The organism is Proteus sp. G3927, from assembly GCF_963894685.1.
Classification (GTDB): Bacteria; Pseudomonadota; Gammaproteobacteria; order Enterobacterales; family Enterobacteriaceae; genus Proteus; species Proteus mirabilis.
The window spans coordinates 188,093-211,477 of sequence record NZ_CAWQGX010000013.1 but is presented as its reverse complement, the minus strand read 5'-3'; the positions used below and the strand labels follow the sequence as shown (position 1 = coordinate 211,477).

Annotated in this window: 20 protein-coding genes; 6 read left to right on the top strand and 14 right to left on the bottom strand. The window is 37.4% G+C overall.

Features of this window, described 5'->3' with window-relative positions:
* Position 1: 1 nt before the first annotated feature.
* The 5 genes from AACV00_RS05355 to AACV00_RS05335 form a co-directional block, all read right to left on the bottom strand.
* On the bottom strand, positions 2-520 hold the full coding sequence (locus AACV00_RS05355; protein ID WP_004244936.1) for a fimbrial protein: 519 nt from the start codon (positions 518-520) through the stop codon (positions 2-4).
* A gap of 13 nt (positions 521-533) precedes the next feature.
* Entirely contained in the window at positions 534-1,088 is a 555-nt protein-coding gene (locus AACV00_RS05350) for a fimbrial protein (RefSeq protein ID WP_087740896.1), read from the bottom strand.
* 11 nt (positions 1,089-1,099) lie between these two features.
* The gene (locus tag AACV00_RS05345) at positions 1,100-1,858 is read right to left on the bottom strand and encodes a fimbria/pilus periplasmic chaperone (RefSeq protein WP_080726887.1); all 759 of its coding nucleotides are present in this window, start codon (positions 1,856-1,858) and stop codon (positions 1,100-1,102) included.
* 48 nt (positions 1,859-1,906) lie between these two features.
* The gene (locus AACV00_RS05340; RefSeq protein WP_108717094.1) at positions 1,907-4,534 is read right to left on the bottom strand and encodes an outer membrane usher protein; all 2,628 of its coding nucleotides are present in this window, start codon (positions 4,532-4,534) and stop codon (positions 1,907-1,909) included.
* A gap of 239 nt (positions 4,535-4,773) precedes the next feature.
* Complete coding sequence (locus tag AACV00_RS05335) at positions 4,774-5,301, bottom strand: fimbrial protein (protein ID WP_004244940.1); 528 nt, start codon at positions 5,299-5,301, stop codon at positions 4,774-4,776.
* A gap of 1,247 nt (positions 5,302-6,548) precedes the next feature.
* Between AACV00_RS05335 and rnz the strand changes: the two genes are divergently transcribed.
* The gene (rnz, locus tag AACV00_RS05330) at positions 6,549-7,466 is read left to right on the top strand and encodes a ribonuclease Z (protein WP_023843513.1); all 918 of its coding nucleotides are present in this window, start codon (positions 6,549-6,551) and stop codon (positions 7,464-7,466) included.
* A gap of 82 nt (positions 7,467-7,548) precedes the next feature.
* Here the strand turns inward: rnz and AACV00_RS05325 are convergent, their stop codons facing one another.
* The gene (locus tag AACV00_RS05325) at positions 7,549-8,223 is read right to left on the bottom strand and encodes a DUF421 domain-containing protein (protein WP_161679912.1); all 675 of its coding nucleotides are present in this window, start codon (positions 8,221-8,223) and stop codon (positions 7,549-7,551) included.
* 279 nt (positions 8,224-8,502) lie between these two features.
* On the opposite strand from AACV00_RS05325, the gene AACV00_RS05320 reads away from it, so the two are divergent.
* Positions 8,503-9,138 carry a lipoprotein gene (locus AACV00_RS05320; protein ID WP_020945264.1) on the top strand — a complete coding sequence of 212 codons (636 nt, stop codon included), beginning with the start codon at positions 8,503-8,505 and terminating at the stop codon, positions 9,136-9,138.
* 368 nt (positions 9,139-9,506) lie between these two features.
* On the top strand, positions 9,507-11,510 hold the full coding sequence (gene betT, locus AACV00_RS05315; protein ID WP_004244946.1) for a choline BCCT transporter BetT: 2,004 nt from the start codon (positions 9,507-9,509) through the stop codon (positions 11,508-11,510).
* 70 nt (positions 11,511-11,580) lie between these two features.
* On the opposite strand, the gene hpaR is transcribed toward betT, so the two are convergent.
* Positions 11,581-12,018: a homoprotocatechuate degradation operon regulator HpaR gene (gene hpaR / locus AACV00_RS05310; protein WP_004244947.1), complete on the bottom strand. Its 438-nt coding sequence runs from the start codon at positions 12,016-12,018 to the stop codon at positions 11,581-11,583.
* Positions 12,019-12,294: 276 nt separating this feature from the next.
* Complete coding sequence (locus tag AACV00_RS05305) at positions 12,295-12,486, bottom strand: hypothetical protein (RefSeq protein ID WP_004244948.1); 192 nt, start codon at positions 12,484-12,486, stop codon at positions 12,295-12,297.
* Positions 12,487-12,593: 107 nt separating this feature from the next.
* On the opposite strand from AACV00_RS05305, the gene hpaC reads away from it, so the two are divergent.
* From hpaC to AACV00_RS05290, 3 genes are all read left to right on the top strand, one after another.
* Entirely contained in the window at positions 12,594-13,112 is a 519-nt protein-coding gene (gene hpaC / locus AACV00_RS05300; protein ID WP_004247315.1) for a 4-hydroxyphenylacetate 3-monooxygenase, reductase component, read from the top strand.
* A 623-nt stretch (positions 13,113-13,735) separates the two neighbouring features.
* A complete protein-coding gene (dtpB, locus tag AACV00_RS05295) occupies positions 13,736-15,214 on the top strand; it encodes a dipeptide/tripeptide permease DtpB (protein WP_004244950.1) in 1,479 nt (492 codons plus the stop codon).
* Between the two features lie 262 nt (positions 15,215-15,476).
* Positions 15,477-15,689, top strand: coding sequence for a TM2 domain-containing protein (locus AACV00_RS05290; RefSeq protein ID WP_004244951.1), 213 nt, complete (start codon positions 15,477-15,479; stop codon positions 15,687-15,689).
* A 90-nt stretch (positions 15,690-15,779) separates the two neighbouring features.
* Here the strand turns inward: AACV00_RS05290 and fbaA are convergent, their stop codons facing one another.
* The 6 genes from fbaA to AACV00_RS05260 form a co-directional block, all read right to left on the bottom strand.
* Positions 15,780-16,859, bottom strand: a complete 1,080-nt coding sequence (fbaA, locus tag AACV00_RS05285) for a class II fructose-bisphosphate aldolase (protein WP_004244952.1) — start codon at positions 16,857-16,859, stop codon at positions 15,780-15,782.
* Positions 16,860-16,923: 64 nt separating this feature from the next.
* Positions 16,924-18,087, bottom strand: a complete 1,164-nt coding sequence (gene pgk, locus AACV00_RS05280) for a phosphoglycerate kinase (protein ID WP_004247314.1) — start codon at positions 18,085-18,087, stop codon at positions 16,924-16,926.
* Between the two features lie 102 nt (positions 18,088-18,189).
* Positions 18,190-19,209, bottom strand: a complete 1,020-nt coding sequence (epd, locus tag AACV00_RS05275; protein WP_004244954.1) for an erythrose-4-phosphate dehydrogenase — start codon at positions 19,207-19,209, stop codon at positions 18,190-18,192.
* A 258-nt stretch (positions 19,210-19,467) separates the two neighbouring features.
* Positions 19,468-21,462: a transketolase gene (gene tkt / locus AACV00_RS05270; RefSeq protein ID WP_004244955.1), complete on the bottom strand. Its 1,995-nt coding sequence runs from the start codon at positions 21,460-21,462 to the stop codon at positions 19,468-19,470.
* Positions 21,463-21,798: 336 nt separating this feature from the next.
* The gene (locus AACV00_RS05265; RefSeq protein ID WP_004244957.1) at positions 21,799-22,245 is read right to left on the bottom strand and encodes a ParB N-terminal domain-containing protein; all 447 of its coding nucleotides are present in this window, start codon (positions 22,243-22,245) and stop codon (positions 21,799-21,801) included.
* Positions 22,246-22,247: 2 nt separating this feature from the next.
* On the bottom strand, positions 22,248-23,375 hold the full coding sequence (locus AACV00_RS05260; RefSeq protein WP_070487123.1) for an ABC transporter substrate-binding protein: 1,128 nt from the start codon (positions 23,373-23,375) through the stop codon (positions 22,248-22,250).
* Between the last annotated feature and the right edge of the window lie 10 nt (positions 23,376-23,385).

Below are 23,385 nucleotides of genomic sequence, written 5' to 3'. Positions count from 1 at the left end.
CCTATTGATATTCAGCAAGTAGCGTTGCTGTTGCCTCAAATGCACCTTTTGTTAAGGTACTTCCTGATTTTTTTACAGGCACAGCTAAAATAATCGGCGGTTTATCAGAGGTAATAACAAACCGTTTATTTAAAATAAATGGCTCACTATCTATCGTGAGATGTACGGCTAAATCCGTTATATTGGTTTGTAAAGCAGCCGCATCAAATTGGCTTGCAGAGCCGATAATGGATAAACCTAATGCCCAACCTTTTGCATTTTCTTCACACTGCAACGTGTAATTGACGGTCTTTGTATAATTAATGCCATCGATGCGACTCGTTCCCAGTTGGTGACCAAAATTAACATCAATCATGTCATTGTTTTGGATCACACAAGGAGGGGGAATAAATAGTGTGCCAAATAATCTCAAATTATTTTCGCTGTTAGTGATTGTCGCCTTATTTGCCGTCTCATCAGCCATTAATGAAAATGATGAAAGTAACGTTATGAAAAAGAATATCCTCTGTTTATTAAACATTCCCGTTATCTCCTCACTGATATTCCATGCGCAATGTCGCTGTGGTAGAAAAGTCTCCTCCCACAAGAAGAGTAGAAAAATCACGCACAGGCACCGCTTCCAATACAGGAAAATCGGGATAAGTAAAATTAATTGCCTGCCCTAACTTAATTGGTTTATTTTGATACAAAATACGTATACCTAATCCGGTAATATTGGTCATTAATGCATTGGCATCAAAAAAAGTACCATTCCCCTCGACAGAAAGTTTTAGTGTATTAATGGGCATTTGTTCACAACTTGGATGATAATCAACCAGACGTTTGTAATTTAAGCCATCAACTCGTGTACTTAGCACATCACCGAAATTCACTTCTACCGTTTTGCCCTCATTGATCATGCAAGGAGGGTGAGCGATAACGTACCCTTTTATATTGATAGGGATCGGATAAATAGGTGTAATAGGCGAATTTTGTGATAGTCCCGTACTTGACAAAACCGGTGTCACAGCAGTTACATTTGTTGTGATAAAAAAGCTCAATAGTACCAATATTGATACAAGACTATTTTTATTAATCTGCTGTTTCATAAATATACCTATTAATTTCCTTGGTCTGTTTCTATCACCTTACATTCACGACTATCGCAGCTAAATTTCAATCTTGGACGACCACCGTAATCATTGATGTAACTTAATACCGGAGAAGCCCCCAGCGTAGAAACCGTTAAATTGAGTTTTTCCTGCCCTTGAGGCGCTACCATGATAGGGGTAAATCCTTCTAAGCTTTTCCCTTTCAGATCCGTTAGACCATCAACAATAGTGATATAATAGGGTGTGGGATTATGCACAACATAACTCTCCCCCTGCTTTGTTAAGGTAATTTTTTCCTGCCATGGATTACTTAAATCAGTTTGGGTGGCATAAATAGATTTTGGTCGATAGAACAATTTTATCCGCGTTTGTAGTGCAATTTGTAATACGTTGGGTTTATCACTACGTGGAGGGATCTCACGTAAATTAAAATAAAAAACACTCTCTCTATCTTGAGGTAGTTGTGCAATATCAGGTAATGATTGCACTTTCACTTGGCTCTTATTCCCAGGTTCAATACGCTGAATAGGAGGTAATACAATAAGAGGTGTTTCTATTTTTTCTCCTTGCTCGTTCTCTAGCCAACCTTGAGCTAAATAAGGTAATTCTTTGTTTTGATTACTTATACTCAGACTTACTGATTTATCAGCACCATTAAAAATAATACGTGTACGATCTAAAGCGATTGTCGCACCAACTTGCGACGTAAACACCATTCCAGTTAATAAGGTGGTAGTTACCATAAATAAATGTTTAGATGCCATCATCTTTAATTACTCTTCTCTCTATTAATCAATTATTGTTATTACTTAGCGTTATTTACTAAGAAATGGCTGTTGGGGTAATGCTTGCGTTTTATCTGTTTCCAAGAATGATGTTGAAATAGTCGGCTGTCTTTGAAAGCAAGTTAAAAGCAGTGATGTGATCAGTTGTGTATCCGCCAATTTAGGAATGGATAATTGGCATTGGTTTTTACCATCCCAATGTACATACAAGACATCGCCTGAATTAATACCGCTTAAATAAACCTTTCCACCGTCGTTAAAAACACCTAATTCTCGACCATTAAGCGTTGTTACTGTCGCTGCAAATGGCGGAACGCCTCCTTCAGCCAACTGTACTGTTGCCATCGCTTTGTGTCCGGCAATCACATCAAATTGACGATAGCCAATAGCGCCTTCAGTCAAAGTTAATTGATGAATAGAACGTAGTGCTTCAACATTGTCTGGTAGCTGTTTAAGATCGATAGAAGCACTGCCTCGATAATAGTGATTAATATCGGGGATCACCGCCTTGCCAAAAATATTGGTATGAGATATGGCACTAAGACTTTTTACCGGGACATCGGAAACACCTTGAGTATCAATTAACAAACGGGTTGCCCCCGGCATATTGCTACGGTGAAAATCCCCGCCTTTAGTGGTTAATGTTGCCCCACCTTGGAAAGATAAAGATGCCGAAGTATAGTCGCCGTTAATATGACTGGCTGAAGCCGTTACTAAAGCAACATCACCATAATGTGTAAAGAAACCATCCGCCGATGGTTTACCTCGACTACTAACTCCTGCACTTAGACGATAATTATTGTTATCATCAATGCGATCGAAATAGCTGACATTATGTGAGTTACCTTCTTTATTTATGACCGAGTTATAACTTATCGTTGCTCTATCACGCCAAGGCAAATTAATGTTGAAATACACGCCGTTGTCATGATTGCCATTAAAACGATTACGATAAGCGGATAAGCTAATGTTAATGTTTTTAAACTTCCCGATAGCGAGATACTTTGATAAAGAGAAGTTGTAATAGTCGTTATTCGGTCTATCCCAATACCTTTGATGGTTATAATTTATATAGGTACTAAGTCCCCATTGAGGAAATTGTTTACTCAGTGTAAGGGTATAAAGCTCTTTATTATTTTCTTGTGCGCCATAGCGATAATGCCTATCTAAATATTGATCCATACTCATAAAATGACGATCAGAGAATCGATAGCCTGCAAAAGTGATTTGCCCATCAATAGATTCAAAACGCTTTGAATAGCTAATTCGATATGAACTGCCATGATAGTGTTTATTCTCATTAGCGAAGGTTGCCCATGAATGAGTCGTATCAAAAGAGATAGCACCTAACATCATTAGATCTCGTCCAAAACCTAGCGAGGCCGAGTTATAATCCTTAGAAACTAAAGTGCCACCAAAAAGAGACCAACCATTATTCACTCCCCAAGAAAACTCTCCCATTGCAAAAATAGGCCCTTCAGTTTTATGATCTAATAGAGAAGGCTTACCCGCAGATACTTTATATTGAAGGCGTCCCGGTCTTGTAAGATAAGGAATATTGGCTGTATCAATTTGGTATTCTTGTATTGTTCCGTCCTGCTCTTCAATACGAACATCCAAGCGTCCACTTACCGCATCATGCAGATCTTGAATACGAAATGGCCCAGGCGCGATTTGTGTCTCATAGATAATCCGTCCTTGTTGACTCACAGTGACTTTTGCATTCGTTTTTGCAACTCCCGTGATCTCTGGAGCATAACCTCGTAAATTAGGGGGCAACATTTGCTCATCCGTAAGTAAACTTATTCCCGTAAAACGGAAATTATCTAATAGGTTTGAACGTAAGTAAGTCTCCCCCATGACTAAACGGGCGCCCCATTTCGTTATCGCTCGATAAAGATAGAATTGATCCCAATTCCAGTGATTTTCTGTGCTATGCAATACACCTGTAGTGTGCTCATAACTTGCTTGCCAATCTGCCCGAAAACGCCAAACACCTAAATTTGCCCCCGCCGTACCATTTGCGGTGATCTGCTGTTTCTGCTTGCCATCACTAGGCGCTCTGACATTGGCATTAACGTTATAATCAAACAATAATCCAGCAATACCTTCGTCCCAAAAAGAAGGCGATTCCCAATTCGGTGATGAATACTCTAGATAAGCTTGAGGAAGAGTAATAAAAAAAACCCCACTACCTAAATCTGTCCTCAGGCTCATACCTGGTAACGATGCCTCATTAAGGCAATTACCCTTATCTTTCCAAGTTAACTTTTTTAACCATTCTGGTCTGAGTGCAAACTGCTTAACTAATATGGGTGAGATACAAGGTTCGCTTGCCTTGGGATCATCTTTGGGCACAATATAGTCAACACGATAAGTTCCACTTAATTCATTGTTATTAATATTAATAATTAACTCATACTTGCCAGGAGTAATATATCCCGCTCGGGAAAAGCTTGATAAATCAATATTTCCTCGATCTTTTAAGTCAAGAATATCTGAGTTAAATTCAATATCTTTGCTAACAGCAAATGACTCGCTGGCAATACTTGCCATCCCTATAATCACGAAATAGATCAGTGTGGTAGCAGAACGACCTCTGCACTGCTTACTTTTATGTTTAACATTTAAATCAATCGTCTTGAATAATTTAGCCATAAGTAAACCTAACTAATCCATTTAGTGATATTCGAGCCCAAAACAGTCAATTATCGGTAATGCCCCTACGGATGAAATATCACTATGTTTGATAATCCTTTTGTATTTATAAAAAGAGCGCGTTTTACTATTACTCACCATCGATATCTAGCGCGATGACAAAAGTGTCCTAACGATAAGAAAGCTCATCAGTTAACAAAGCCTTGTATATCCTTATACAAAGCTTTATTTGACGACTATTATTGATAAGATAAAGCAAAAGTGGCTATTGCTGTAAAATCACCAGGAATAGCAGCTTTTGAGGAAGATCCTTGTAAATAAGCGGCAAAATTTAAGTCATTGTTACCGTCATTCAATGTTTGGGCGGCACTTGCTTGACCTAATTTGATTTGTTCACCACCTGCATTGGTGATAACAACAGCTGCATTTTTGGCGATCCCTTCAATACCTAAAGCCCCCTCTAAAACATCAGGAGCTTCAGCACCGGTAAAGGTTGTTTTGACTGTTTTATATGTCTCAGTAGAACACTGTAATAATTTGATTTTAAACATTTTTGATGCACTACGGCCACCGTCTTTCAGTGCGCTAGATGACACTTGACCTAATGGAATACGTTGAGCACCTGAATCAGGATCGATAGAACAAGGAGCATCAATAATTGAACCATAGAATTCAACAGTACCATGCCCTTGATCTGCCGCTAATGCAGAGCCCGCAATGATAGATAAGCCTAACCCTAAAACTAAATGCAGTTTTTTTAATTTCATTTTGTTTTCCTAAAATATAAAAGTTAAATAAAGTATAAAAGCAACAACATTCAATTAAGAAAAATAATCCCATACAGGCGATACACTTCTCTTTTATGAATAAGATACGCAATGAATTTGGTATATCTTGATATATTGTAAAAATTAATCTCTATAATTAATCATCAATACATAAAATAAATAATAATTAACAACCGAAATTAGATAACGCTCATATCAAGTTGGGTTTATTATTCTCTGCCACTTTATTTAAGTCAAACCTGATAAATTTAATTAAATATATATTTATTAATACACTGATATTAATTGGATTTTTTTTCATCTTACGCAAATTATAATTACCCCCAAAATAAGTAATTAGATAAAAAAACCAAAAATAGCATCATAAAAAGAATATTTATAGACTTTTAAATACAAAATACTTAGATATAAAGTGTAAAAAATTGAAGGAAACATATTTTTATAAATAGAAATAAATTTTATTATTTTAATATTATAACAAAAAAACAAATAACCATAAATTTACATATAAGTACAAAAAAGATACAATATTATAACTTTTATTATTCAATAACGATGATTTTTCAGAATAAAAAACCAATAAATTATTTTTAATGGATTTTAAAACTAAAAGGTTATTTTGAAATATTGCGGTTAAATTTAACAGTATGAAAAACAAGAAATTAATTAGAAAATTGAAAGCATTAACTTACTAAGAAATAGACATAATAAAATTAAATAATGCTGTAACCAAATAATAAAAAAGAACTATATAGAAATTAAACCTTCATAATGGAATATTTTCTGATTAGACAGAATTAATATCATTACATTGTATTAACAAAACAACTTTTTAAGATAAAAATTAAAAACTAAAATTGTAAAAAAAACACAAAAAGTATTTCAATTTGTAAGATATGTTTATTTTTTATTTACTCAAAAAATCATAATTTAAATTTTACTTTTTTTATTTTTTCAATAAGAACTTTAAACTTTATTAAAAAAAATAAACAAATTAAGAATATGCCCCATTCATTCTGTTTGTATAAAAACAGATACATTTAAATCGTTAATCAGAGAAATTTAATTTTAGTAAATAAAGTATATTATCTTTTATTCACACTATTATTCATATCAACTTTAATGAGAAGATTATCTTAATCACAGTTGCAGAATTTTATTTAGTTTAGATACCATTACGATTAAGATGAATGTTAAAAATTCACCATGGAGATCAGGATTTCATTATGGAACTTACCTTTTTAGGCACTAATGCAGGCGTACCTTCTAAAGATCGCAACGTCACCAGTATGGTGCTTGATTTACAAAATAAACAAAAAAGTCTGTGGATGTTCGATTGTGGAGAGGCGACCCAGCATCAGATCTTACATAGCCATGTAAAGCTATCACGCATTAATAAGATTTTTATTACCCATTTACATGGTGATCATATTTTTGGTTTACCCGGACTACTCTGTAGCCGTTCAATGGGGGGCACAGAAAACCCGTTAACCATTTATGGGCCTACAGGCATTAAGGCATTTATAGAAACAGCCCTTACATTAAGCCAATCTTATCTCACTTACCCTTTAGATATTATTGAAATAGAACAAGATGGTTTTCTTTTTGAAGAAGAAGGTATACGTGTAAGTTGTGGCGCATTATCACATCCTGTCCCCTGCTTTGGTTATCGTCTAGAAGAAGACAATAAACCAGGTAAACTCAATGCTGACAAGCTAGAGGCAGAGAATATCCCTAGAGGCCCTTGGTATAAATTATTAAAACAAGGGAAAACCGTTACACTACCTGATGGACGGATCATAGATGGAAAAGATTATCTAAGCACAGAGATCAAAGGCCGTTGTATTGTGATTTTTGGCGATACACAACCAACGCCTAATGCAGTTAAACTCGCTGAGAATGCCGATGTTATTGTCCATGAAGCAACCTTTAAACATGACATGGCTGATAAAGCCAATAGTCGTGGACATTCAAGTACCATACAGGCAGCTGAGTTAGCCAAAAAAGCGAATGCTAAGCGATTAATCATTACTCATATCAGTAGTCGCTATTCACCTAAAGAAACCCCCGAGCTATTAGCGGAATGTCATACTGTATTTGACAATACACAAATCGCCAGTGATTTTGAGACATTCAAACTTTAACTAATGCCAAATCAAAATAAAGCAACGATAACGACTCTTGAGATAGTATTAATCGTTGCTTTTAATCTTTCACCGAATATTGCTACTCAGCAGTCGGAATGAAATCGTGTTTGATCTTACCGTCTTGCAAAATGAAATTGACTTTACCATCCCAAAATTCGGCTAAAAAAACATCTTCTGGGTTCTCTATATGTTGTTTTTTCATCTCTTCGTTTAACCAATCTTCATCTCGTTCTATCTGCTCAAGTTCAGAAGTTCGGATAACACCATCTTTCATAATAATGATAGAGGGCATTTTAGCACCATCACACACCACCGTTATTTGTCCATCAGGTTCAATTTGAGCATAATTAACTTCTTGAAAAGAATGAATTCCTTGGGCATGTAACCTAGAGGTGATATTAAGAATATCAATCTTATTTTTCTTCTCAGTAATGTTTTCCATAATAAATCTTCCCTTTTTAATAATCGGGATCGGATTACCTATCGCTACTGCTCGGAAAAAATTAAATTTTTTACTGATATAATTGAGAAAAGAAATAAAAAATACGCCTATCAAAAAGACAATAACATATTGGTAAAGCGGGATTGCATCTGTGTAAATAACCCCTCCCATAATTCCCCCTAAAACAAAATTACCAATAAAATCAATGGGAGTTAGTTGAGAGAGTTGTGTCTTCCCTGAAATATTCATATGAGCCAAAATTATTGTAAAACCAATAATAAACTTGATAACCACAAGCAGATAATATTCCATTTCTTAAGCACCTTTGCAAAACGATTCACACTGTAATTATAAAGCATAAAACATACCATTGAGAGAAATCTGACAGATATTAACCTTACAAATCTAATATATTTGACTAGTGGTAATCACTTAATATACTTAACCTTGTTGATTTTCAGACTCTCACTATACTTATTTTATTGGGGGTTAAGATAATATATAAAATATCAACTCAATAACCTCTCGCTTTTAATACTAGTTATGCGAGATATCATCGATATGTTTTGGATACATTCTCTGGAGAGAAACATGAACAAAAAATTACTGGCATCTTTAATTCTAGCAGGTCTTGTTACCATTACAGCAGGTTGTGATGATTCATCGAAAAAAGTGGATGAAGGTATTGATAAAGCAAAAGAGACAGCAACCCAAGTAAATGAAACGGCTCAAGACAAAGCAAAAGAATTAACAGATCAAGCTAAAGAAAAAGCCGCTGATTTAAAAGAGAGTGCATCAGCGACAGCTGACGAATTAAAACAAGATGCGGCCAAGCTAAAAGAGCAAGCTGAAGATAAAGCTGCAGAGCTTAAAGCACAAGCCGATCAAAAAACCGATGCATTAAAAGAGAGCATTGCACAAAAAACAGATGAACTAAAAGATTCTGCAAGTGCAAAAGCAGATGAAATCAAACAAAGTTTAAATAATGAAAGTGACAAACTGGCTGGTAAAGCAGAAGAAGTGAAACAAAACGCTAATACCACTGCAGATAACTTAAAACAAAATGCTAGCGACAAAGCAGCGCAACTAAAAGAAGATGCGGCTAAAACCAGTGATGATGTAAAACAGCAAGCGCAAGATACTAAAGATAAAGCGCTTGATAAAGCCGATGAGCTAAACGATCAAGCAAAGCAAAAAATTGATTCTCTAAAGGCTGACAATAAATAATTTCATTTCAGAAATTTTGATGTTGAAAAAGCCAGTAATATTTTACTGGCTTTTTTTGTGTAAAAAACAAACAGGAGTTGATCGATTAAGCAAAAAATGTAACCATACTATCCTTTTTTCAACAGGAGAAACCTATTAAAGCGTCAAGACGCTGACTAAAAACATATGATAATGAATTGATTTAATTGTAATTTTCTTCACCTTACGGAAAAATATAATTTATTTCCGTTCTTTTATAAAGCTTCAAGATCATCTGATGTTTTATTCAAATTTTCTTACAAACTTTTCTTTCCTAGCGATACCACTAACATGCTAGATTGCAATATCGAAAAGTTTTTTCTAAGAAAAATAACAAAAATAGGTTAACTATGAGCCAACAAAATGAAATCACACCAAAAAAAATTAGGATGAAAATTAATCCTCCCGTATTTTACACCTCCGCAATACTTATTATGCTCGTCGTAGGGTTTTCAGCGCTATTTCCTGAACTCGCTAATGACAAGCTAGGGCACCTTCAGGAAAACCTTTTCACCAACGCGAGCTGGTTTTATATTTTAGCCGTAGCATTGGTTTTGCTGAGTGTGACTTATTTAGGGCTATCGCGCTTTGGCGAAATAAAATTAGGCCCTGATCATGCTCGTCCACATTTTAGCTATTTTGCTTGGTTCGCGATGCTGTTTTCAGCAGGTATGGGTATTGGGCTGATGTTCTTTGGTGTCGCAGAACCCGTTATGCACTATTTAATGCCACCCACAGGGGATGCGCAGACGATTGAAGCCGCCAAAGAAGCTATGCGTTTGACTTTCTTCCACTGGGGATTACATGCTTGGGCTATTTACGCCATCGTGGCATTAATTCTGGCGTTTTTTAGCTACCGCCATGGTTTGCCATTAACGTTACGTTCCGCCCTTTATCCTATCATTGGCGACCGTATTTATGGCCCTATTGGGCATGCGGTAGATATTTTTGCTGTGATGGGCACTGTATTTGGTGTCGCAACTTCACTGGGTTTTGGTGTTCTACAAGTTAATGCCGGTTTAAACCATCTATTCGATATTCCAATTAATCCAACCGTGCAAGTGGTTTTAATTGTTGTTATCACCGGGCTTGCTACTATTTCGGTTGTCTCTGGATTAGAAAAAGGTATCCGTTTTTTATCCGAGCTTAACCTTGGTTTAGCCGTTATTCTTCTTTTATTAGTCATTATTCTTGGCCCTACTGTATTGATTTTAAAATCGTTTGTTGAAAATACAGGGGGCTATTTATCAGAAATAGTGAGTAAAACGTTTAATCTTTATGCCTACGAGCCAAAATCAAGTGATTGGTTAGGTGGATGGACACTGCTTTATTGGGGCTGGTGGTTATCGTGGTCGCCTTTTGTCGGTATGTTTATTGCACGGATCTCCCGTGGTCGTACTATTCGTGAGTTTGTTGTCGGCGTACTCTTTGTTCCAGCTGGCTTTACCTTACTTTGGATGACTGTCTTTGGTAATACCGCTATCTATTTAATTAAAGATAAAGGTGCAGAAGTTCTTGCGAATATAGTACAACAAGATGTGTCATTAGCACTGTTTGAATTCTTAAACTATTTTCCATTCTCATCAGTGCTTTCCTTTGTCGCAATGCTGATGGTCATTGTCTTTTTTGTCACCTCAGCAGACTCCGGTGCAATGGTGGTTGATACCCTAGCGTCAGGAGGAGATTCAGAAACCCCTGTATGGCAACGTATCTTCTGGGCTGCATTAATGGGTATTTCAGCCATTACCTTATTATTGGCGGGAGGCTTATCAGCATTACAAACTGTCACCATTGCCAGTGCGTTACCATTTGCCATCGTGCTATTGGCATCAATTTATGGATTAATTAAGGCATTGCGAGTGGATGTTTATAAGCGAGATAGCCAACAGATGACGACTATCGCCCCACCGGCTAGCCGTAATCCTATTCCTTGGCAACGTCGATTAAGAAATATTGCTTATTTTCCTAAACGTTCACATGTAAAACGTTTTATGGAAGAAGTCGTTAATCCTTCCATGGAAATGGTGTCGGCAGAATTAAGCAAACAAGGTATTCAATGCTATATCCATGACGAAGAAGAAGATCGCATCGGCTTTGAAGTGGACTTGGGTGAGGATATGAACTTCTTTTATGAAGTACGATTACGATTCTATACTCAACCCGCTTTCGCGCTAGCCGGCTTAACAGATGAAGAAAAAGATGAAGAGCATAAATACTATCGTGCTGAAATTCATCTCAAAGAAGGTGGGCAAGATTACGATGTCATGGGCTGGACAAAAGAACAAATTATTCATGACATACTCGATCAGTATGAAAAACATATTCACTTCTTACACGTATTAGGTAAAAGGTAATTTCACCTATTACATAAAAACAAAAGAGATGATGGTATAACATCATCTCTTTTTTCTTGGTGCACACATGTTATTTTTCAGTTGAATGACTATTTTCTGGATTTAACGCTATCAGTTCTTTCAGTAAGATAGATAAATGTTGCAGTTTTTCTGTAGAAAACTTTTGTTCGAGTAATTGGTACCCTTCTTCTATCTTAGGCTGGATTTTATCATATAAATTTTGCCCATTGGTTGATAGAGAAACGAATAATTTACGTTGATCACTCACTGGTTTTAATCGACAAATTAGCTCATCTCTTTCCATTCTAATCAAAATACCTGTCAAACTTGGACGCAGGATACAGGTTTTTTGTGCTAATTCGTGAAAATCGATAGAGCGCTTATCAGCAAGAACTCGGATGATCCGCCACTGCTGCTCTGTCAGATTATGCTCTTTAAGAACGGGGCGAAAAAATCCCATCGCAGATTCCCGTGCTTGCAATAGCGCGATTGTTAATGACTCATGCATAATCAGAAGCTCTTTATTGATAGATAAATTGATGAAAAATCACTCAATCTAGCCGGTGAAAATTATAACTCGTTATAGTTATAAATGAATAATATTCTAAGAATAGACTTTTTATTACAATTAATCATATTAACAAATAAATAAACTTGACTCAATTTCTAACATTTTAGGCTATTTTAGCAATTGATGACCTTAGTACTTTTCTCAGACAAAACGCGTAATATCCCCAAAAAATAACAGGATAATATGTGTCATTTCGTGTTATTTATCAGCAAACTAGGCTAAATCACCTGATTTACCTATCGCTTTTCTTGACTTATTAGGAATAATAACAACCAGCGATAAGGTTGTCTCACGACTTTTTGAGATAAAGTTAACAGGTTGTAACAAAGAAAGATTGATCTCTTGGCTAATGCGAGGTAGCGTTACGGCTTTAAATTCACACAGCAAAGAAATCAGCAAGATCATTACAACTTTGTGAAGCGGCACTAGTTAGATAAATTCTGATTTTCTAACTAATGGTTATTTTAAGTGAAGACGCCCACAGATGAGAAGTCTGGCAGTAGGAGTAAAAAATGTCTGATGAAAAACAGGCTAACCCACTTTTTCGGGATGCAATGGCAAGCTTAGGTGCTGCCGTTAATATTGTCGCAACTAATGGTGATGCAGGATGCTGTGGTTTAACAGCAACAGCTGTATGTTCAGTTACCGATACTCCACCGACAGTGATGATTTGCATCAATAGTAAAAGCCAAATGAATAGTACGTTTCAAGAAAATGGCAAATTAAGTATCAATATTTTAAATCATGAACAAGAAGAGATGGCTTGCCATTTTGCCGGTATGACAGGTCTGGCAATGGCTGATCGCTTTACCCAACCAGGATGGCAATATGGCGCATTGCAGCAACCGATATTAACCAATGCACTCGCTAGCCTAGAAGGTGATATTTACGATGTACGCCAAGTAGGTACTCACTTTGTTTATATGGCAGAGATAAAAAATATTGCGGTTCGAGAAGATGGCGATGGCTTAATTTATTTTAAGCGTCGCTTCCATCCCGTTAAACATAAATTAGTCACAACCACCGCTTAATTAGCTAATATTAAAAACAAAAACGCACTTTATTATTTTGAAGAGGGTATCAATTTAAATCCTTCATTATTAATAAAGGCGTTTTTATTACCTTTGTTAAATTTTAAATAATTACCCGCACTTCATGCATATTTATTTCATTTTATCCTAAAATAGAGCTATCAGCGTTTTATTAAACTATTTTTAACATCTGTTTGTTATAAAAGAAATTATTAAAATTATAAGAAAACTTTTTCTTTAGAAAATCAATTAGTCACGATATAAATATCCCTTCCACTCTATTTTTATGCTTATATTTTATCAGCTTTATTAAGCTTAAAATATAAACAAAACAGGCTCTTTTTGGTGATTATTTATACCAAAGATCAATTAAATCACTTTAATTGAAAATAAATTAATGACTATTTTTTTCAATCTGGTATTAATCTTACTAACAGTGTGATCAACCTTTGAGAAGTCATTCTATCAATATATTAGTCTACCGGACTTACTGATCACCATCTTAAATTTGCAAACATCACTCTAAATACAACAGATAATGTTATCAGGGTGTAACATTCATCGTGAATTTGAGTAAATAGCATCGTTGTTGAAAATAAATAATAATTAGGGGCATTAAAGATATGGATAAACCCGCTAAAGTCGGTTTATTACAACAGCCTAAACCATTCTTTATGATTTTCTTTGTGGAATTATGGGAACGTTTTGGTTACTACGGCGTACAAGGTATTCTTGCCGTTTATTTTGTTAGTAAACTCGGATTCTCTCAAGAACAAGCTTTTATTACTTTTGGTGCATTCTCCGCATTAGTTTATGGGCTTATTTCTATTGGTGGTTATGTTGGTGACCATCTATTAGGTACTAAACGAACCATTGTTTTAGGGGCTATCGTATTGGCTATCGGTTATTTTATGACCGGCATGTCAATTATGTATCCTAATTTAATCTTTTATGCTTTAGCCACTATCGCAGTAGGTAACGGTTTATTTAAAGCAAACCCAGCAAGCCTATTAGCTAAATGCTATAAACCTAAAGATCCCCGTCTTGATGGTGCATTTACACTATTTTATATGTCGATTAATGTTGGTTCATTAATCTCCTTATCTATTGCCCCCGTTCTTGCCGATCGCTACGGCTATGCACTGACTTATAATATTTGTGGTATCGGCTTAATAATGGCCATATTGGTCTATTTTTTCTGCCGTAAAATGGTCGTGAATATTGGTTCTGAGCCAGATCACCTGCCAATGAATTTCAACAAACTGCTATTAGTTATTGCAGGCTCTGTCGCTATGGTCTTTATTTGTGCATGGTTGTTGCACAATGTGATGATTGCTAACATCGTTTTAATCAGCTTGTCTATTGTTGTGGTTATCATTTATTTTCGTGAAGCCTTTAAACAAAAAGACAGAGTGGCACGTAATAAAATGTATGTTGCATTTGTTCTGATGTTAGAAGCTGTTATTTTCTATATTCTCTACGCTCAGATGCCAACCTCACTTAACTTCTTTGCTATCCATAATGTTCACCATACCCTGTTAGGCTTTGATATTAACCCGGTGAGTTTCCAAGCATTAAATCCATTTTGGATCATTATTGCCAGCCCTATCTTAGCAATGGCTTATAGCCATTTTGGCGCGAAAGGCAAAGATTTATCCATGCCGGCAAAATTTACCACAGGTATGCTTTTATGCTCATTAGGCTTCCTAACCGCTGCCGCTTCAGGTATGTGGTTTGCTGATGCTCAAGGTTTAACATCACCTTGGTTTGTTGTACTGATTTATCTCTTCCAAAGTCTAGGGGAATTGATGATCAGTGCATTAGGCTTAGCGATGATTGCCGCTTTCGTACCGCAATATATGATGGGCTTTATTTTAGGTATGTGGTTCTTAACACAAGCGACGGCTTACCTGTTAGGAGGCCATGTAGCAACCTTTACCGCCCCACCTGAAGGTATTACCGATCCACTACAAACACTGCCTATTTATACTGATGTGTTTGGCAAAATCGGTATCGTTACCTTAGTGGTTGGCTTGATTATGTGGGCAACAGTACCTTTACTAAACCGCATGATGAAAGAAGAGAGTAAAATGATTAAGTAAATAAGCAAACACCTTTGCTTATCACAGACAAAGCGCCTAGAAAGGCGCTTTTTTTATCTCTTATAAAAACGCTTAGCGATTAAATCTTCTACAACCTTAATCTTTTATTATTTATGATTAGTGTTCTTCTCTTTTTTTCTTTTTTCTGGTTTTAATCTATCTTATAAATAGTACCTTTAATTGAAACTGGCAATATTTAGCATTGTCTAATAATCAATATTCATGATTAAAAACCAATGATTGGTAATAGGAGCAGATATTAATGAATGATAAAAATAAACTAGCAGCCGCATTATTAGCTATTTTTCTTGGTGGGCTAGGAATACATAAATTCTATCTTCGTAAAGTAGGAATGGGGATTTTATATCTCATTTTTTGCTGGACGGGGATACCCGCTATTATCGGTTTTATTGAAGGAATTTATTATCTGTGTATTTCAGACCAAACCTTTAATGACAAATATAACCGAAACTAAATAGCCCAATACCATCGTACCTAGTGCTAACAACCAACAAAAAACCCGCATACTAAGCGGGTTTTTTAGGTGTATTACAATAAAATTGTATTACAGAACATCAATCGCATTTAGCTCTTTAAATGCTTGCTCTAAACGAACAACCATTGATGTTTGACCATGACGTAACCAGTTACGTGGATCATAGTATTTCTTGTTAGGTTTATCAGCGCCTTCTGGATTACCTAATTGGCTTTGTAAATAGCCTTCGTTCTTTTTGTAGAACTGTAAGATACCGTCCCAAGTTGCCCATTGAGTATCGGTATCGATATTCATTTTCACAACACCGTAGCTTACAGCTTCTTTGATTTCTTCTGCAGATGAACCAGAACCACCGTGGAAAACAAAGTTTAAGCTATTGTGTGGCAGATTGTATTTCTCTGACACATAGTCTTGTGAGTTACGAAGAATTTTTGGTGTTAATTGAACGTTACCTGGTTTATAAACGCCGTGAACATTACCAAATGATGCAGCGATAGTGAAACGTGGGCTGATAGCATTTAGTTTTTCATAAGCGTAAGCAACGTCTTCAGGTTGGGTATATAGCGCAGAACTATCCATACCTGTGTTATCAACGCCATCTTCTTCACCACCAGTACAGCCTAATTCGATTTCTAAAGTCATATCGATTTTAGCCATACGCGCTAAATATTTAGAACAGATTTCAATATTTTCTTCTAATGACTCTTCTGATAAGTCAATCATATGAGAAGAGAATAGTGGTTTACCTGTTTTCGCATAGTGTTTTTCACCTGCATCTAACAGACCATCAATCCAAGGTAACAGTTTTTTCGCACAGTGGTCAGTGTGTAAAATAACAGGAACACCATAGTATTCTGCCATTTGGTGTACATGGTGAGCACCAGAAATAGCACCTAGGATAGCCGCTTGTTGTGGCGCTTCAGCTTTAAGACCTTTACCTGCGATAAATGCAGCACCACCATTAGAGAATTGAACAATAACAGGAGAACGCACTTTCGCAGCTGCTTCTAATACAGCATTAATTGAGTCTGTACCTACGCAGTTAACTGCAGGCAGAGCAAAATTATTTTCTTTTGCTACTGCAAATACTTTTTGTACATCATCACCAGTGATGACACCCGGTTTTACGAAATCAAAAACTTTAGACATGTAATAAGATCCTATATTTGGAACAGGCAGAGTTTTACACTCTACCTGTATGAGCGTGACTTAATTACTGTTTAGCGCGTTCTTCCAGCATAGCAACCGCAGGAAGCTTTTTACCTTCTACGAATTCTAAGAAAGCACCACCACCGGTTGAAATGTAAGAGATTTTATCTGCGATATCAAATAAATCGATAGCCGCTAATGTATCACCACCGCCAGCGATAGAGAAAGCATCACTATCAGCAATCGCTTTAGCAATCACTTCAGTACCTTTACGGAAGTTAGGGAATTCAAAGACACCCACAGGGCCATTCCACAGAATGGTTTTGGCGTTTTTCAGGATTTCAGCTAAACGTTCAGCCGTCACATCACCGATATCTAATACTTGTTCATCATCTTTGATGTCATTTGCTGATTTCAGTACAGCTGGCGCTGTTTCTGAGAATTCTGTCGCAACACGGACATCAGTTGGTACTGGAATATCGCATTTTTCCATTAATTTTTTCGCATCGTCAACAAGGTCTGCTTCATATAATGAACGACCTACAGAATGACCTTCTGCTGCGATAAAGGTGTTAGCAATACCACCACCAACGATTAATTGGTCAGCAATTTTTGATAATGAATCTAAAACTGTTAATTTAGTAGATACTTTAGAGCCACCAACGATAGCCACCATTGGACGCTCTGGTTTATCTAATGCTTTGCCTAATGCTTCAAGCTCTGCTGATAACAGAGGACCCGCGCAAGCGATATCCGCAAACTTAGCAACACCGTGTGTTGACGCTTGAGCACGGTGAGCCGTACCGAATGCATCCATGACAAAGACATCACATAATGCAGCATATTGCTTAGACAGCGTTTCGTCGTCTTTCTTTTCGCCTTTATTAAAACGAACGTTTTCAAGTACAACTAATTCACCTGCATTAACATCAACACCGTTTAAATAGTCTTTTGCTAGGCTAACGGGTGCAGATAATTTCTCTTTCAGATAGTCAACAACTGGTTTTAAAGAGAACTCTTCGTTGTACTCACCTTCAGTAGGACGGCCTAAGTGTGAAGTTACCATAACTTTAGCGCCTTGTTTTAAAGCCGCTTCAATAGTCGGTAATGAAGCACGAATACGTGCATCTGAAGTTACTTTTCCATCTTTCACTGGAACGTTCAGGTCAGCACGAATTAGTACTCGTTTACCGGCCAGGTCTAAATCGGTCATCTTAATTACAGACATGATGAATCCTCTCATTGATTCTCTAAAATTTAGTAATCTTCTGTTCAGTACCGCGCATTATCACATAATGTGCTATTGCTGAGTACCGTCATTAATACATGATTATTTAAAACCAGTTGCAGCCATAGCTAACGTTGTATCAAGCATTCGGTTAGCAAAGCCCCATTCATTATCACACCAGACTAACGTTTTAATCAGATGCTGCCCACTGACTCTTGTTTGTGTACCATCAACAATGGCACTATGAGGGTCGTGGTTAAAATCTGTTGAGACTAATGGCAATTCTGTGTAATCCACTATACCACGAAATGCGCCAGTTGCTGATTTTTGAATTAACTTATTGACATCTAACACATTTACAGCATTTTTTACCGTGACACTTAAATCAATTGCTGTCACATTAATTGTAGGAACTCGTACAGAAATTGCCTCGAAATGATCTTTAAATTTCGGGAAAATCCGTGTAATACCGGCAGCTAATTTGGTATCAACCGGAATAATCGATTGTCCTGCGGCTCGTGTACGACGTAAATCTTTATGATATGCATCAATAACAGGTTGATCATTCATCGCAGCATGGATTGTCGTCACTGTACCTGACTCTATACCAAAAGCATCATCCATCATTTTAATAATCGGGATAATACAATTTGTGGTACAAGAGGCATTAGAGACGATGCGGTGCTGTTTTTTCAGTTCATGTTGATTAACACCGAATACCACCGTAGCATCAAGATCTATCGTTCCCGGATGAGAAAAGAGCACTTTCTTTGCCCCTTGAGCAATATGCGCCTCACCATCGGCACGAGATCCATAAACGCCACTACAATCAAGTACCACATCAATACCTAACTCACCCCAAGGTAAGTCTGCAATATCGGCATGATGGAAAAGACGGATTGCATCATCACCCACTTGCAATAAGTCATTATTAACACGAATATCCCAAGCAAAGCGACCATGGCTTGAGTCATATTTAAGCAAATGAGCAATACCTGTTGCATCAGCCAATTCATTTATTGCAACAACGCTTATTTCAGCCCGCTTTCCAGATTCATAAAGCGCTCTTAACACATTACGCCCTATTCGACCAAAACCGTTAATAGCAACTCTAATTGTCATGTAACTTCCTTGATAACTCGTAATTACGCAACCGCCTAGAATAATCGAGCAATTGACTAATCAACAACGATAAATCAAGTAAAACTAAAAAATGTGCGGTCACCGACATTTTTAGCACAACTGAAACGGTTCAGCTTATTGGTATTCAGATTACGAGAAATGAGAGAAAATCGCAATAGCAAAAAAAGGGGGAAGCATAAAAAAAGAGCACATCTGAGAAATTATTCCCAAAAATGTGCTCTTGTTAACATTTATTGATTATTTAAGTAGAGTTTTTGCCTGTGTAACCACATTTTCAACAGTAAAACCAAACTCAGCAAACAGTTCGTTTGCAGGAGCAGATTCACCGAAGCTATGCATACCGACAATCACACCATCAAGACCAACATATTTAAACCAGTAATCCGCGATACCCGCTTCAATAGCAACACGAGCTTTAACCGCTGCAGGTAATACTGCTTCACGATAATCAGCATCTTGTTTATCAAATGCATCTGTTGCTGGCATTGAAACCACACGGACTTTACGGCCTTCTGCTGTTAATTGATCGTAAGCATTAACAGCTAATTCAACTTCAGAACCCGTAGCAATAAAGATAAGTTCAGGTGTACCGTCACAATCTTTCAGGATATAACCACCCTTCTCGATATTAGCCAGTTGCTCTGGAGTACGTGGCTGTTGAGCAAGGTTTTGACGAGAGAAGATGAGCGCAGTTGGACCATCTTTACGCTCAACAGCGTATTTCCATGCTACTGCTGACTCAACTTGGTCACATGGGCGCCATGTACTCATATTTGGTGTTACACGCAGACTTGCCATTTGCTCAACAGGTTGGTGAGTAGGACCATCTTCACCTAAACCGATAGAGTCATGGGTATAAACAAAGATACTGCGGATTTTCATCAGTGCAGCCATACGTACCGCATTACGTGCATATTCCATAAACATCAGGAAGGTAGCGCCGTAAGGAACAAAACCACCGTGTAATGCAATACCATTCATAATGGCAGACATACCGAATTCGCGAACACCATAATGGATGTAGTTACCGGCTTTATCTTCATTTAATGCTTTAGAGCCAGACCACATAGTTAAGTTACTTGGTGCAAGGTCAGCAGAGCCACCCATAAACTCAGGTAAAACTTTACCAAACGCTTCTAATGTATTTTGTGATGCTTTACGGCTAGCAATACTCGCTGGGTTATGTTGCAACTGCTCAATAAAGGCTGTTGACTCTTTTTCCCAATTTGCAGGTAATTCGCCAGACATACGACGTTTAAATTCAGCTGCTAATTCAGGGAATTGTGCTGCATACTCAGCAAATTTAGCGTCCCACGCAGCTTCTTTTGCTTTACCAGCTTCTTTAGCATCCCACTCTTTGTAGATCTCTTGTGGAATTTCAAAAGGACCATACTCCCAGCCCAGAGCTTTACGAGTTTCTGCAATTTCTGCATCACCTAATGGTGAACCGTGAGAATCGGCAGTGCCTGCTTTATGAGGAGAACCAAAACCAATAGTGGTTTTGCAAATTAACAGTGAAGGCTTATCAGTAATTTGTTGTGCGGTTTCAATCGCAGCTTTAATACTCGCTGCATCATGACCATCAATACCACTAATCACATGCCAGCCATACGCTTCGAAACGTTCAGCAGTATTATCAGTAAACCAACCATGTACTTTACCATCAATAGAAATGCCATTGTCATCGTAAAATGCAATCAGTTTACCTAACTGTAAAGTACCTGCTAAAGAGCATACTTCGTGAGAGATACCTTCCATCATACAACCATCACCCATAAAGGCGTAGGTGTAGTGATCTACGATATCGTGACCAGGACGGTTAAATTGAGCCGCTAATGTGCGTTCTGCGATCGCAAAACCTACTGCGTTAGCAATCCCTTGACCTAAAGGACCCGTGGTAGTTTCAACACCTGGGGTATAACCATATTCTGGGTGACCCGGTGTTTTAGAATGCAGCTGACGGAAATTTTTTAGATCATCTAAAGAAACTTGATAACCAGACAGATGTAATAAGCTATAAATCAGCATTGAAGCATGGCCGTTAGATAAAACAAAACGGTCACGATCTGCCCAGTGAGGATTAGTTGGATTATGATTTAAAAAATCACGCCATAATACTTCTGCAATATCAGCCATGCCCATAGGTGCACCAGGGTGCCCTGATTTGGCTTTTTGCACTGCATCCATGCTTAAAAAACGGATCGCATTTGCAAGGGTTTTACGAGTGGTCATTTTCTACTCCAAGTCGGATAAAAAGCATCTAGATAGCTGATTCTCTCAATGCGGGCAAAAAACCGCAATATAAAAAATCCACAAAGGTGGCTATCGTAATCAGTGAAAATCAATAATTCTTTGATTTAAACAGCATTTATTACGATAAACGCGGAAAATAACATTACACCACCACATTGTTGCGCAACAAAAATGAAAAATGACTTTTATTTGCGCAATTAAGAAGTATCTTATTAAACCTTAGCTTGATACGACTAATCAAGCTAAAATTACGTTGCTGTTTTATCCATCAAATCAAATAAATACTAAGCTATTTAATTTTCCCACTGTTAATGGTCACCTACCAACACCTAACTTGAAAACATTCAGATGATTACTAGCTATTTTTTCAACTAACTGTTCAAGCGGAAAATTAACGGCCGGAAGGCTTGGAGAAAATAGATGTCGAGTAGTTTTATAAGGGAAAATATTACCTTGCTTTAATATCTGCTCCCTTATTCTTAATGGGCTAAACGCTCGTCCATTCTGCCAATCATACACAGTTATGCGTGTATCAGTGTAATCAAGCAACACACAAGGAATATAAGTGAGAGCAAGATGATGAGCGACTTGATACCTATGATTACCGTCCATAATAATTCCGGTCTCTTTTTCAATGGGTATAGGTGTTGTCCATCTTTGGCAACGGACTATTTCCTTAGTTAAAGCTTCAACATGAGCCATGTTGACTTCTTCTGAAGGACGGAGCAAGGCAATGGGATATAACACGACATCATACTCCATATTTACCTCCCCTCTTTTTCCAAATCAATCATATATCCCGGCTGATATGAGATGGGTAGAAATTCTTGATGTAAACGACGGAATGTGTCATCAGGATCAAGATCAGCAAATAATTGGGGATGTATCCACTTAGCTAGCTGCTGGATAGCAATAACATCATAGGGACTATTATAGAACTGATGCCAAATAGCAAAAAATGCGCCACGACGGCGAGCATTACTATCAACATAAGCAGGGCGAGTCGTAAACCATGCGAGTCGGTGTTTTGATTGTTGAATATTAATCCCCGGCCCAAGTGGGATCCACTTTCCACCCGGCACAAATGCCTGAAAATTGCCGCTGGTAATAATCACAATATCGGGATTTGCAACAACCACTTTTTCTGGATTTAGCGTAAAAAAGGTTCCCGGAGCAAGATTGTCGGCAATATTATCCCCCCCCGCTATTTTAACAAAACGGCCAAAACTCCCTTTACCAAAGGTCATACAGCACTCTTCTGAATAACCCCCAAGACGCTCTAAAAATACTTTTGGCAATGCCCCCTGTAATTGTTCAACTCGAGATGTCACTCGTTGTAACTCTTTATCACGGAATGTTAAATAAGCTTCTGCGCGATCTGGTTGGCCAAATAATTTACCAAATAACGTCACTGTTGGAGGAATGTGTGCAATAGGATCATAGCGAAAGTCGACATAAACAATGGGAATACCCGCTCGGGCTAGTGTAGCTTCGTGTCCAGCATCAACAATAGTATTGCGTGCGTCCATATTCATGATGATGACATCAGGTTGCAGATTAATCGCCTGCTCTATATCAAACGTTCCTTGTTCGCTGCCACCAAAGGTAGGGATTTTTGCCAACTGTGGAAATTGTTGTCGGTACTGCTGCCATGTGGCCGGATCGGACTGTATTAAATCTTTTCGCCAAGCGACTATCCTTTGTGCTGGATTTTCTTTATCAAACATAGCCACTAAATAAAGCTGTCGTCCTTCCCCCAAAATGACGCGCTGTACCGGTAATTTGACATTCACGGTTCTGCCAAGTAGATCAGTAACAGGTGTTACAACTTGCTGTGAGTAAGCCATTGATGAATACAACAATACAATAGAAAATATAAATCGTAATATCATGATTAATAAC